This is a genomic window from Paraburkholderia sp. GAS38, assembly GCF_050434965.1.
Classification (GTDB): Bacteria; Pseudomonadota; Gammaproteobacteria; order Burkholderiales; family Burkholderiaceae; genus Paraburkholderia; species Paraburkholderia phenazinium_A.
Window position 1 is genome coordinate 182,791 of the sequence record NZ_JBNDJO010000016.1, and the last position, 14,050, is coordinate 196,840.

Below are 14,050 nucleotides of genomic sequence, written 5' to 3' on the forward strand. Positions count from 1 at the left end.
AGGTCACACGTCGATATTGGTAATCTTGGAAATCGACTTGTAGCCGAGAAATTCCATTACGGCGATGACGGCCAACGTGCCCCATCCGATCGGCTCGTTGAACAGCGGCGCCATCGCTTTCGGTTCCATGAAGCGGAGAACCAGCATCAGGAACAACGGCAAGCAGGTCATCACAATGCCCTGCATGCGCCCCTGCGAAGTCAACGCCTTGATTTTGCCTTCCATTTGCAACTTTTCGCGCAGCGTGCGTGCGACTGACTCCAGCGCCTCGGCCAGATTGCCGCCCACTTCCCGCGCAATCGTGACTGCGGCGGTCACCATCATGAAATCAGGAACCGGAATGCGTTTTTCGACGTTGCGCATGGCGATGTCCAGGTCGATGCCGAGGCGGATTTCCCGCATTAGCAAATCGAATTCCTGTGAGATCGGCGGGGCGGCTTCGTGCACCACCGCTTCCAACGCAGTCGGGAAACTTGCGCCGGCACGCAGCGCGCCGGACATCATCAGGAGCGCGTCGGGCAACTGCTTCTCAAGTGTTTCAATACGCTTCTTACGCATCCGCGCGAGGTACTTCTTGGGCAACATCAACGCGAGCGGCACCGATGCCAGCGCAATCAGTATGCTGTGGCTGAGCAGGAAGACGATGATGGGTAGTCCGACGATAGCGAGCATGCTCCAGGCGGCCATCTTCTGCCGGTTCACGAACACGAAAGCATCGGCGAGCGACGACTCGATCTCGCCGACCATCTGGTTTGACCCGGCCTTGAGCGAGGAGCTGCCCATCCGGGCGATCATCCAGATGAGAAAGATGCTGCCCAAAAAGGCCGCCGCGAGAATGACAGGAAGACTCATGACCGACCCCTCATTCCGCACCGGTAAAGATGTCGGTATTGACCGGAATGCGCCTGCGGATCAACTCCTGATAGAAGTCTGGAATGTAAGCCGTAGGAACGAACTGACCTTGAATCTTGCCGTTCTCCGCGAAACCCTCTTCCCGGAAAACGAACACGTCCTGCAGCGTGATGATGCCTGACTCCATGCCGCTCACTTCCGTTATGTGCGTGACTCGACGTGAGCCGCATGAGAAGCGGGACTGCTGGACGATGATGTCGACCGCGGAGCAGATCTGTTCGCGAATCGCCTGTACCGGCAAATCGAGACCAGCCATAAGTGTCATCACTTCAAGACGCGCAATGCAGTCGCGCGGAGTGTTGGCGTGGGCAGTCGTCAGCGAACCGTCGTGGCCGGTATTCATTGCTTGCAGCATATCGAGTGCTTCGCCGCCCCGGCATTCGCCGATGACGATCCGGTCCGGCCGCATCCGCAGGCAGTTCTTTACGAGGTCGCGAATGTGCACAGCGCCTTTGCCTTCCATGTTGGCAGGGCGCGCCTCAAGCGACACGAGGTTCGGTTGGTGCAGCTGCAGTTCTGCGGCGTCTTCGACCGTGACGATACGCTCGTCGTCAGGGATGTAACTTGACAGCACATTCAGTAGCGTCGTTTTACCTGAGCCCGTACCACCGGAAATGATGATGTTGGCGCCCTGCTCCACGGCAGTGCGCAAAAACTCGAGCATCGCCGACGACATCGAGCCGAATTTGATCAGATCCTCGCCACCTAGCTTTCGCTTGGAGAACTTCCGGATGGTGATACTCGGTCCCTTCAGCGCGAGCGGTGGGATCACAGCATTGACCCGCGAACCGTCTGCGAGACGCGCGTCGACCATCGGCGAGCTTTCGTCGATGCGGCGACCGATAGGCGCCACGATCCGTTCAATGGCGCCAATGACCGCGCGATCGTCCGTAAAGATCACCGGTGAACGGGTCAGTCGCCCCGATTGCTCGATAAAAATCTCGTTGTGGCAATTGACCATGATTTCGGAGATCGTCGGATCAGCGATCAGTTCTTCGAGGGGACCGAGACCAATGACCTCGTCAAACACGCTTTTCTTCAGGATATCCAGCGGGATGTCCGGTGTACGAAAACTGGCGTCGTGGCTGAAAATCTCATCAAGAGCGGAACTGACGGTCTTGCGCAACTCGTCGTCTTCCATGCGCGCGACGTTCAGACGACGCAAATCGAGCGCCGCGATCACCTTCATGTGAGCTCGCTTACGCAAATCGATTCCGAGCGGGCTATTGATCGGTGCCACGGGCAGCGGTTCTGCCGCTGAGTTTCCGGTGTGCCTGGACGGCGCACGGACTGCGGTGGGCAGAACACGGAACGGATCAGGCTGGGTCGTAGGGTGCAGTTCGGCGGCACGAGTTTGCACCGTCGAGGCCGTCGCGTCCGGTGACCAAAATTCGGTCGTGGTGGTAGCAGGTGCGAAGAGGGCTTGAGCGTCCGCGACCGGCGCTACTGACGGAACGGCCTGCGGCGTGGCATCGCCAGTCGGCGTTGCAGTCGGTGCCGCGTGTGCGGTCGACGCCGCTTGTCCGGTTGCAGCAGCACGCACGATCTTCATGGTCGTGTTGCCGATCTCGATCTGGTCGACCTCGGTCAGCGGTCCGTAGCGCGTGATCGGCGATCCGTTGACGAGCGTCGCTGCAATGCCACCCTGGTCTTCGATATAGTAAGCCTTGTTTTCCTTGACGATGCGAGCCTGCACCTTGCCGACCAGCATCCCCTTCACGACGATGTCGCAACTGACATCCTTGCCGATCGTACAACCGAGATCGATCTGGAACGCGCGGACAGGCGCGTTACGCGTGTGAACTTGTAGATTGAGCATTTTGAATCTCCACGAAGTTCCGTTAGTTGCCGGAGCTGCCGAGTACGCCAACCTGTTGCGGGGGCACTTTGCCGTTTGTGGTGGACTGCGAACCGTTCGCGACGCCGCCCGTTGCGGCTGGCGGATGTTGTGCGGCGTTCAGCATGCGCAACGCCTCCGCGACGCCGGCAGGCGGTACACCTGTTGAGGCTTGTACTGGTGCAGCTTGAGATGGCGTATTGCTAGTCGGATACGCAGGAAGGGGCGCAGGGGCGGGCGCCGGAACTGCCACGGTGCTGCGGATCGGCGCAGGAAGGCGCGCCGGAGTCGCTCCAATCGGTGTCCGGGGCGCCCGCGTATGCGACTCATCTTCCTCGTCTGAGATCAGCGGACTCGGATTGCCATATTCATTCTGGTACCTCTGATCCAGCTTGTCGGCGCGCGCGAGGAGATCGGTGTTCGGGCTAAGTTCAGGGTCTGAAATGACCGGCGTCACGAAAATCACGAGATCGCTTTTCTTCGCGCGGAAGCTGTCCGAGCGGAACAGATGCCCGATGACCGGCAATTGACCGAGGAACGGCATGCCATTGCTGTCATTCGCGGCGTCCGCGCTGACGAGTCCGGAGATGGCGAGCGTCTCGCCCGCGCGCATCGAAATATCGGACGTGGTGCTGCGGGTCAGAAAGCCGGGCATGCCGCCATAGCTAACCGTGGGATCGATCTGGCTGATTTCGGTTGTCAGATGTGCCGAGATGATATTGTTCGCATCCACGACGGGGACGATGCTCAGTTTGACACCATAGGGCTTGTACTCGACATTGGTGGTGCCGAGCGCGCCAGATTGCGGAATCGGGACTTCACCGCCCGCGAGGAAGCTCGCGGTGCCACCGCTCTTGGTGTTCAGTTCGGGTGCAGCAAGGACGTAAGCGTCCCCATTGTCGACAGCGAAGTTGATCTGAGAGGTGATGTTGGACGCGATGCCGGCGAGGAAATAGCTGGTTCCCGCCGTAACAGCCTTCGCAGCGCCGGTCGCAACACTCGTCGCGCCGCCTACTTGTGGTCCGTTGAAGCTACTGTTCCAGGCAATGCCAAGGTTTTTCTGCGCGTTGCGCGTGACTTCCATGATCTGCACTTTGAAGTGGACAGTTTTCTTGAGCGCATCCCCCTCGTCGACAGTGGTGGTGTCGACCACGTTTTTCATGTCTTGCGTGGCCGCCTTGACGATCGGCACCATGTCGCGATGCACGACACCTGAGAGCACAATGTTCGAGCCAATCGCGTCGATGCGAAGCCCCTGCACGGACCGCAGCACGGCGCGCAACTGTTCCATTGAGGCGCTCACTTCCGCTTTCGCAATGCGCACCGTGGTTTGCAATGCGATACCCTTTTCGTTCCACACGACGAGCGAGGTAACACCGTCCTGCTCGCCGAGCAGCATCAGGCTACCGTCGACGACGTTGGCGGTAATCAGCTTGCCATTGCCGATCGCGATACGCTTGATCGTGCCTGGCAGATGCAAAATGCGCACTTCTCCGCGGAACAATTCGAGCACGCGAGTATTGGCTGCGGTGGTGTCGCTGGCCGACGAGAATGTCGCCTGCGCGAGTACCACGGGCGCGGCGTCGCACAACAGAACGCCGATCAGAACGGACGGCAGAACCCGGCGGCGCAACCGCGTCGCGTTGTATTTGACTTTCATGATTTGAAACCTGTGCTCTTTACTTAGTTCTGCGTCGACGTGTTGCGGTCGGCGGCTTTCTGCAGTTGTTGGGCGATCGCGTTGGCCTGCTCATACAGGCTTGGCTGCCGCGCGGATGCGGCGGGATCAGACGGTGCGCTTGACGTTGGCTGCGTTGCGTTTGCGGGAGTGGGCGCGGCCACCTGCGTGTCTTGCCCGACGGACGGAGTGCCCTGAGGTGTTATCACCATGCTATTTACGCCACCACCGGTAATCACCTCGACGCCCGGAACAGACACGGAACTTTTTGTCGTGATCCGATCCGGATCCATGAATACGTCGCTTTCCTTGACCAGTGCAGGACCATTCGCTCCCTTGTCGTCGGCGTTTCGCAAGATGAGTCGCAGGCCGCCAATCTTTTGCGCGAGGGCAATGCGCGGAGCGTCATCAACAGGAACCTGCAAAGTGACTGTGGTGAAACCCATGCCGTCCTGCCGGCTCATAGCGCTGCTATTAGCGTTCGCCTGGTCTTGCTCGGCGGCTTCACCTGCATCGCGCGGGCGCATATCTTGACCGGTGGCGAGCACCAGTACGTTCGGCATGATGAGCTGGGTCATTTTCTTCTCGTCGGAGACCTGACCCTCGTGGTACATCTTGCCAACCCAATAGACGTCGACACGATTGCCCGGACGCACCATCAGTGCTGTCGAATTGACCGTGTCGATTTCGACCGTCACTGCGCGTTGACCGGCCGGCAAGATGTCGGAGAAGTCACGGCCACGCAGGGCGTCGACATCGCCCGCTCGCAGCGGCAGACCGCGGCGCACCGCTTTCACGAGGTGAGAAGCGCGGTATTTGGAGAAATCTTCGGCGCGGATCATGTCGTCGTAGACCAGGTCCGGGGAGATTTCGCGCGAAACGAAATCGCCGCTCGTCAGCGGCGTGCCGACCGGCACGTCCTGCGCCGGCACGACCACCTCGATGCCGGCGTGTACACGACGTGCAGCCATGTCTGCCTTGAGCTTGTTTTCACGGTCAGTTAAATATTTGTACAGAAGGAAAGTCAGGCCACCAGCAATCAATACAGCGAGGATGAGCAGAACCCAGGAATTTCCAAGGAGCGAGCGAAGTTTAATTTTTTTAAGCATAACAAAATGATCTTGGCGGATCAGGGAAGCGAGAGGGTAAAGCTATAGGCACTAAAAAACGACTTGAACCCGGCGATAAGGGCAGCAATTGGAGACATGGTGTCGCCTGCCTCCATTAGCAGGATGCTGATCAGGGCAGTTGTCACCACGATGTACTCGGCGTAGGCTTGGCCGCGTTGACGACTGCGCTGCGCAACCCTATGTTTAAACTGTCTTCGTTGCTTCATCTCAACGGTTCCTTGTCGCATTGATTACCGCCACGGTTTTTCCGTCGCGATCTGAAAAACTGGCATCGAGGCTGTCGCTGCGATGCTGCATCGCGAAAGCCGTCTCCGGGAGCGATTGACCGCTTTCAAGCCGGTAGGTCGGTTGAAGACCCACACTGGACCATCCTTGCGCAGTAAGCCGGCTGCGGTATTGCTGCGCGTTCCAGCGAGCGCTCCCGAGCATTTCGATCATCCATGTGCGCCCGCTCTGACCCGGATCGCGACTTTCGACATCCGAAATGGTCTTTCCATCCTCGGGCAAAGGAATGGCGTCGTCGGGCACCTGATGGCTGACGGGGTCGCCGCCTAACCTGATCACGCTCATAAGCCCCCGGGTGCGTGCCCCATCTGGTTGGGGCGGGATACTTAGTACGTACAGACACGGACTATCCAAAGCACTAAGTAGCATTCCTGACGGACTGACTTGAGCTTTGATCTGAACGCCTTCGCGAGTCCAGAATTCGCGGAATTCATTCGATACATCATGTGGTGTACCGGCTGCCTGGATGCCGACAACGGAGGTTGGCACGCCGTTCACAATCATGTCGCGACCGATCGCCTCAATGCTTTGCGTCTGGACGGGCTGCTTGTTGCACGCGGGGCCGGCAAATGCAATACCGGAAACCAACGCGCAGGTTAGCCAACCGATGCGCGTGAGGCAAAGACCGAATCTCATGGGCTTACCCGGTTTCCAGGAACAACGTCTTGCTGAACACGGCCGAACTGAAGTGTGGAGATTTCCGGTGCGTATTTCTGCAGGCCCATGTAGCCGGATGACGGTACGAGCGGCGCGTTGGCAGCCGGTACAGCCTGACTGAAAAGGGCCTTCGCGTTGGTGGTGCCGTCCGGTACCCAGGCATTGGCCATCAATACATTCGTGTCGGTGAAGACCAGGCCGCTGAAACTGGGCAATAAACCGCTTTTCGGCCAAAGCCGCTTCAATACATCGCTGTTTTCAGCGATGGCCATACTCATGGTGCCGAATTGCAGGGTACGCGTCGGCACGGTCAACCTGGAACCGAAGGAATAGCCGGCGGCGGTCTGCATGGAGCCTAACGAGGCGTTCGCAGAAGTCGTCTGACTGCTCGACGGGTCATTGCCAACGCCAGTCGAAACAAGCACGTCATTCGCCGAGGCGAGCAAAGGCTGGCCGCCGTAGTCGTCCCACATTGCCGGCCGGGTGCCAGGTAATTGGGTTTGCGTCCGGTCGCTGCCGGAAACGGCTACGTTGTCGCCCACCGCGAATCGCTGCACAGCCTCATGCTGGATCTCCGTGTCGGTCTTTGAGACGGGGAGTGCGGAACTGCCATACTTCGCCGACCAGCCTTCAGTGGTGGACGAATCGCTGACGTAGTTCTTCGACGGATCGCTGTCTGTCCAAACCGTGCGCTCCCAGGCGACGTAGCGCGAACCCATCAACGTGCGGTTACGGACATCGTTGAATTTTCCGAGCATCACGATGGCCAGGAACAGCACGCTCATCACGGCAATCATCGAGACCAGGAATTCGGTCATTGCCTGTCCGGATTGCGCGGCCTTCTTGGAGTCAAGTCGTTTCATTGCTTTTGTACCTGTGATGAAGCCGTCATTTGCGCTGCCTGCGCGGCCTGGCGCTCGCTGTCGCTGACGGGCGCAAGCCGTGCTTGCCAGTACGGGCTGAACAGGCTCGGATACTCGGTTTTATGGTCTGGGCGCGCCCATTGACTCGCGTTCTTCAGGCCACCGATGATCGATACAAGCGACGTCTCGTCAGGACGAACGAAATAGGCGTTGGCGCTCGAGAGTGCGCGGATTGCGCCACCGGCGGGGGTGGGGTTGGCGCCCATGTTTCCGTTACTTTGCAGACCGGGGGTTTGCACCAGCGTATTGCCGTTGCGCGTCACTTCGATCGTGATGCGCGGTGCCTGGTTGCCAAAGGGCACACCGTCGACCTCGTTATATGGCAACAGGCCGCCGTTGGTCGCATCAAGTGAGGCCCCAGGGCCCGCGCGGAACTGGGTCGCCATCGAGTCAGGCACCTGCCAACCAGGCGTTGCGCTTCCCTGAAAGCCGAAATTGAAGTAACCGCCGTAGCCTGCCCAGTCTTGCCAGGCAACGAACGGAGGGTGGGCCATGAAGGTGGTGATATTCCCATTCGCGCTTCCGCCAGAGCCCGATGCAACCTCAAGCGGGCCAATGCAGCTAATCTTGACGTGCGCGGTACTGGCGTCGATTGATTCCCAACCTGCCTTGTCGTTGCGCAATTGGGTGCCACCGTCGTGCGTGACGTTAACGGTGATGTAGCTGTTTGCTCCGCAAATCCTGTCGGCGGTGTCGCTCAATTGCTGAAAATTTGGCGCGACGCTCCGGCTGGAGTCACGATTTTTGATGAACCCGTCGAGCGTATTCGCATCTGTCACCACGTCCGCAAAGTCGTCAGAACCAGCCGACCCGGCAGGGGTGACGGCAACTGTATAGGAACGCCACGCGGCGAGTTGGGCGGCATTGCGCGAACCGATGAAGTATCCAGCAGTGACCTGCGTGTCGGGCTGATTTTGCTGTGCGATTACATTGGCGGTATTGGGCACGGTGCTGAAAACCGCCGAGTGGTAGTTAGCCTGGGCGACGCTTAGCGCACGGTTTAAGGACCCGATACCTTTCTCGATGGTTGGCAACAGCGCGTCCAAGGTCGCGCGTACCGGAGCGATGTCGGCTTTTCCTGCGTTCTTGGGCGTGTTCCATTTGTCCGGATGATCAGCGATGCCGCTTACAACATCGTCGACCTGTGTCGTGCCATAGGTTGAGTCGAGCTCGTCGATCCAGGACTTCAGCGCGACGATTTGCGCGGCGGTAACCTGATTCGCGACCATAGCCCGGTTCGTATAGGCGGAGAAATTGTAGTCGCGCGCCTGCAGCACAGCTGCGCTATAGGCAGCGGCGTCGGCGGTATTCTGGAGTTTGATCTTGGCGCTCGTCATCTGAAATGAGTTGAACGCCACGTACAGGCCAATACTGCCGACCAGTAGAAAAATTAATGCAGGGACCAGCGCCTGCCCGCTAGCGCCGGCGACCCTGGCCCTGCCCTTACGGGCAGAGCGTTTCATGGTGTATATCGCTAAACGTCGGAGATTAGTTGGCGTTGTTGCTGTCGTTATACGTGCCCATGTTCTTCGTCTTGTTGGCGTTGGTCGTCGCCGTGTTCGCATTGGTCTGCGACGTTGTGATGTTGCTCTGGGCGTTCTGACCGGACATTTCGACGGCCAGGCCAGCCGTCTGGTTGCGCAGCGTCTGACCGAACAGTGAGTACACGCCGATTGCCGATACGGCGATCAGAGCGACGATGATGATGTATTCGGTCATGCCTTGACCGAGCTGCTTGCTTTTGCGACGGATTTGAGAAATTTTCATGATCTCTATTTCAAAAAAATAATACAAAAGATTGAGTGTTGCCTGGACACGGCTTTGCAAGCTTTGTTGTTTCGAACAACAGAAACTAAACAATTCACTGCTCAAAACGCACGAGCAACAGTGTCGGGGCGAAGTATAGGAATGCATTCGCTTCGCGGGGTGGGGAAATTTCTGAACCGGCGAGGCGTAATTCCTCATGCTTCGCGGCGTTTTCAGGAACGTAACTTTGGTGCCTCAAGTCGATTAGGCGAGTGTTGCATGGAGGCATACAACAAGAAATCAAACAAAAAAAGTAGGAATGCAGAAGATCGGATGTCCGTGAGCGACACATTTAGTCTTATTTAAGGTCGCCGCAGCGTGGGCTGCAGGATATGGCCGACGGGTGGGCATCGACGGGACTCGAGGAGTGGCGAGCTATTCACGCGTCGATGTTGTCATCGCGCGACGTATGCAGTGCCGTTTTGGTCACCCAGAAATGGGCTGAAATTCAGGCCAGACACGGGAATCCGGCATCGTCGCGAACTATCTCTTGGTGATTCAGAAAATTCTCGCTCGCGTTTCTCTTTCCCTGACTTTTAGGGATAGGCGCTGCAGTTAGATTTACGACGCGAGAAAAGTCTGGATCGAGCCTCTGTCGCGCGGCCAGTTTTCTGCGGAGACCGCTCATACAAGGTTTCACAAATTGAACTGCAAGCGGGGCTTGCCCGTTTTAAAGGAATGCAAGGGTAATGAACAAGGTACACAAATCAGTATGGAACGCATCTGCAGGCACCTACGTGGCCGCAGCGGAAACGACCAAGGCACGTGGTAAGAAGTCGTCGGTATCCAAAGCGGCACTTGGTGCGTCGGCAATGGCATTGTTGGGTAGCACCGGGGCGCACGCTGAACTTATTCTTAACGACAACCCGATTGGGCACTCTTTCGGCATGGTCGACGCCTGTTATGGATACAGGGACAACCCGGGAGCGAATGGTTTCCTAATCACTGGCTCTGCGTGTGAGGCCCCGACCAGCAGCATGACCGCAAGTGGATTAGGCAACGTCGGTCAAGAAATCCTGATGTACTCGGGCACGCCCGGCAATGCTTCGCTCAATTCTGTGGCGATTGGTGGCTACCTTGATGTGTGGGGAACGGCGAGCCTGATGGGCGGTGCCACCATGAATAATCAGAAGATCACAAATCTAGCGGACGGCACCAACGCAAGCGATGCCGTAAACTGGAACCAGCTGTATCAGCGCACGCGTTACTTCAACGCGAATTCGCCGTCGACCGATCAATCTTCCGATGCGCGGGCAACGGGCGCTAGTTCAGTTGCGTCAGGTCCATTTTCGATGGCGATCGGCAACAATTCTAGCGCGTACGGTGCTAACGCTGTTGCTCTGGCGTCCGGTTCGGTCGCGCTCGGCGCGAATTCGGTTGCTAGTCGTACCGATTCGGTGTCGGTCGGTTATTTGTCGGGTGACGGTTCGCAACAATATACCCGTCAGATTACTAATGTTAAGGCGGGTGCGGCGGGCACTGATGCAGTTAACGTTGATCAGCTAAACGCGGCGATCGAAAGTATCGGCGGAAACCCCAGCGGCGGCGGCGACAACGTTGTGACTTACGATACCTCGGCGTCTAACCTGATTACGTTGAAGGGCTCGAAAGGCACGAAGATCACCAATCTGGTTGCCGGTGACATTTCGTCTTTGTACAGCACGGATGCGGTGAATGGTTCGCAGTTGTTCCAGACGAATCAGAACGTGGCGAATGTTGCGAACAATTTGGCGAATCTGTCGGGGAACGTCGCCAACGTCACGAACACCGTCAACAACATTGTGAATAACGGCATCGCGGGGTCGCCGCTCGTTGTGCTTTACGATTCTTCCGCGCGCGATAGCGTAACGCTTGGTGGCGTGGGTAACACGACGCCCGTCAAGCTCAAGAACGTCGCCGCTGGTGACATCTCCTCGGCTGCCAGTACCGATGCGGTGAACGGCGGTCAACTGTATCAGACCAACCAGAACGTCGCGTTCATTGCGCAAAACGTAACCAACGCGATAAACAATTTTGTCACGGGTGGTATCAAGTATTTCCACGCCAATTCGACGTTGGATGATTCGAGGGCAGTCGGCTTAAACTCGGTCGCGATCGGCTCTAGTGCCGATGCGGAGGGGGGCGATTCCGTAGCGCTGGGCTCGAACTCGGTAGCCAATCGTGGAAACGCAGTATCGATCGGTTACGCTGGCGGAGAGCGTCAGATCATCAACGTTGCACAGGGCACGGCGAACACCGACGCGGTCAACGTTCAGCAGTTGAATAACGCGGTTGCGGCGGTTTCGGGCGGAGGTTCGCCGAACGCTGTTATCTATGACACGTCGGCGCATGACAAGGTGACCTTCGGCGGTACGGGGACAAGCGTGCCGGTGACGCTTACCAACGTGGCGGCCGGCCAGATCACGCCGAGCAGCAAGGACGCGATCAACGGTTCGCAACTTTTTGGTACTGCGAACAGCGTAGCAGCGGCGCTGGGCGGCAACATCACGGTGGGCACAGACGGCAAGCTCTCGAAGCCGGCATACACTTTGGACGGCAGCACGTACGGCGACGTTGGTGCAGCGCTGGCCGCAGTCGACGCAAAGGCCGGTACGGGTTCAACCGATGGCGTGAAGTACGACACGGCGGCGCACACCAAGGTGACCTTCGGTGGGACAGCAGCGACGACGCCTGTGACGTTGTCAAACGTGGCCGACGGCGTAGCGAACAGGGATGCGGTGAACGTCGAGCAACTGAAGGCGATGGGTGCCAACATCGACAGTAGCGGCAACGTGACGGGCGCGTTCGTCGCCTACGACAACGCGGCCAAGAGCAACGTGACGCTCGGCGGTGCGGGCGCGACAAGCGCAGTCGGTCTGACCAACGTCGCGGCCGGCCAGATCACGTCGAGCAGCAAGGACGCTATCAACGGTTCGCAACTGTACGGCACGGCAGCGAGCGTGGCAGCCGCACTGGGCGGCAACACGGTCGTAAACACAAACGGCACGATTTCGGCGCCGGCATACGCTTTGGACGGCACGACCTACCACGATGTTGGCTCAGCGCTCGACGCAATGGGCTCGGCGATTGATGGTCTCGACGGGCAGGTTGCGAGTACTTCGAAGTACATCAAGGTTGTATCGACGTCTTCGTCTGCAATCGCTACGGGCAGCGAAGCCGTGGCTATTGGCGGCGGAGCGTACGCGAGCGGAACAAATTCGTTGGCGCTTGGCTCCGGTGCGCGTTCGCAGTTCGCCGATTCAGTGGCGATTGGCTCTAATTCTACGACTACTGTTGCGAACACGATTTCGGTTGGTTCCAAGGGTGCGGAACGCCGGATCATGAACGTTGCGAACGGTGTAGCGGCGACCGACGTGGCGACCTTCGGTCAGCTAAGCGCTCTGCAAACCTCGCTGCAACAGCAACTGACTCAGCAGACAAGCGGCGTGAAGTCGATGATGATGGTGGGCGCGTCGACGCCGGTAACCAGCTATATCGCGGTAAGCTCGAACGTCACCGGCGGGACAGCCACTAACACGGACAACTCGTTGGACGCAATGGCGATCGGTCCGACGGCTACCGCGTTGGGTAAAGGTTCGTTGGCCGTCGGTGCAGGTGCAGGTACAGCTAAAGACGGTTCTACTGCTGTGGGCAATATGGCCGCTGCGCTGGCCCTGAACACGACGGTCATTGGTGCTGGCGCGTCGACGAACGCCTTAGCGGACAACGCTGTGGCGATCGGCTACAACGCTAACTCCCAAGGGGCAAACGGGCTTGCACTCGGCTCGGGTAGCCAGACGAACATGGCAAACTCGGTTGCGATGGGTAGCAACGCATTCGTGATGACAGGGGCGACCAATTCAATGGCGTTGGGTGCGAACGCTTCCGCTTCGCAGGCTAATTCTGTGGCCCTCGGCGCCGGTTCGGTGGCTGATCGCGCCAATACCATTTCGGTAGGCAACAGCTCGACTTCGACTCTACGCAAGATCGCTAATATGGCGGCCGGTACGTCCAGCACCGATGCGGTGAACGTCAGCCAGTTGGCAGGCCTCACGGCTGCGTTGGGCGGCCAGGCAGCCGTGAGCGGAACGGATGGTTCGATCACGAATCCGTCCTATACGATCGGCGGGAAGACCTATCATGACGTCGGTTCGGCCCTCGTGGCTGTAGCCTCGAGCAGTTCCCCTGACTCGGTGATGTACGACACCTCGTCGCACACCAAGGTGACGCTGGGTGGTGCAGGTTCGACCACGCCGGTGACGCTCGCGAACGTGGCTGACGGCAAGGCGAACAACGATGCGGTGAACGTTGAGCAGCTGAAGGCGATGGGCGCAAACATCGACAGCAGCGGCAACATTTCGAACGCGTTCGTTTCGTACGACAACACGACCAAGAACAAGGTGACGCTGGGCGGTGCAGGCTCGACCACGCCGGTGACGCTTGCGAACGTGGCTGACGGCAAGGCGAACAACGATGCGGTGAACGTCGAGCAACTGAAGGCGATGGGTGCAAACATCGACAGCAGCGGCAACATTTCGAACGCATTCGTTTCGTACGACAACACGACCAAGAACAAGGTGACGCTGGGCGGTGCAGGCTCGACGACCCCGGTGACGCTTGCGAACGTGGCTGACGGCAAGGCGAACAACGATGCAGTGAATGTCGAGCAGTTGAAGGCGATGGGTGCAAACATCGACAGCAGCGGCAACATTTCGAACGCGTTCGTTTCGTACGACAACACGACCAAAAACAAGGTGACGCTGGGCGGTGCAGGCTCGACGACCCCGGTGACGCTTGCGAACGTGGCTGACGGCAAGGCGAACAACGATGCAGTGAATGTCGA

Annotated in this window: 10 protein-coding genes; 1 reads left to right on the forward strand and 9 read right to left on the reverse strand. The window is 58.4% G+C overall.

Annotation, left to right across the window (positions count from 1 at the left end):
• Window positions 1-3: 3 nt before the first annotated feature.
• From P3T42_RS30870 to P3T42_RS30910, 9 genes are read right to left on the reverse strand one after another with little or no spacing between them, the layout of a single operon-like run.
• Complete coding sequence (locus P3T42_RS30870) at window positions 4-852, reverse strand: type II secretion system F family protein (protein WP_429308182.1); 849 nt, start codon at window positions 850-852, stop codon at window positions 4-6.
• A gap of 10 nt (window positions 853-862) precedes the next feature.
• Window positions 863-2,731 carry an ATPase, T2SS/T4P/T4SS family gene (locus P3T42_RS30875; protein WP_429308183.1) on the reverse strand — a complete coding sequence of 623 codons (1,869 nt, stop codon included), beginning with the start codon at window positions 2,729-2,731 and terminating at the stop codon, window positions 863-865.
• A gap of 22 nt (window positions 2,732-2,753) precedes the next feature.
• On the reverse strand, window positions 2,754-4,409 hold the full coding sequence (locus P3T42_RS30880) for a type II and III secretion system protein family protein (RefSeq protein WP_429308184.1): 1,656 nt from the start codon (window positions 4,407-4,409) through the stop codon (window positions 2,754-2,756).
• Between the two features lie 23 nt (window positions 4,410-4,432).
• Window positions 4,433-5,536: a Flp pilus assembly protein CpaB gene (cpaB, locus tag P3T42_RS30885; RefSeq protein ID WP_429308185.1), complete on the reverse strand. Its 1,104-nt coding sequence runs from the start codon at window positions 5,534-5,536 to the stop codon at window positions 4,433-4,435.
• Window positions 5,537-5,556: 20 nt separating this feature from the next.
• Window positions 5,557-5,763, reverse strand: a complete 207-nt coding sequence (locus P3T42_RS30890; protein ID WP_429308186.1) for a hypothetical protein — start codon at window positions 5,761-5,763, stop codon at window positions 5,557-5,559.
• A gap of 1 nt (window position 5,764) precedes the next feature.
• Complete coding sequence (locus tag P3T42_RS30895) at window positions 5,765-6,478, reverse strand: hypothetical protein (RefSeq protein WP_429308187.1); 714 nt, start codon at window positions 6,476-6,478, stop codon at window positions 5,765-5,767.
• A complete protein-coding gene (locus tag P3T42_RS30900; RefSeq protein ID WP_429308188.1) occupies window positions 6,475-7,362 on the reverse strand; it encodes a hypothetical protein in 888 nt (295 codons plus the stop codon). The genes P3T42_RS30895 and P3T42_RS30900 overlap by 4 nt, the downstream gene beginning before the upstream one ends.
• Window positions 7,359-8,885: a pilus assembly protein TadG-related protein gene (locus tag P3T42_RS30905; RefSeq protein ID WP_429308189.1), complete on the reverse strand. Its 1,527-nt coding sequence runs from the start codon at window positions 8,883-8,885 to the stop codon at window positions 7,359-7,361. The genes P3T42_RS30900 and P3T42_RS30905 overlap by 4 nt, the downstream gene beginning before the upstream one ends.
• A 25-nt stretch (window positions 8,886-8,910) precedes the next feature.
• Window positions 8,911-9,189: a Flp family type IVb pilin gene (locus P3T42_RS30910; RefSeq protein ID WP_429308190.1), complete on the reverse strand. Its 279-nt coding sequence runs from the start codon at window positions 9,187-9,189 to the stop codon at window positions 8,911-8,913.
• Window positions 9,190-9,917: 728 nt separating this feature from the next.
• Between P3T42_RS30910 and P3T42_RS30915 the strand changes: the two genes are divergently transcribed.
• Window positions 9,918-14,050: ESPR-type extended signal peptide-containing protein (locus P3T42_RS30915; protein ID WP_429308191.1), on the forward strand; the 4,133-nt coding region annotated here is incomplete at its 3' end.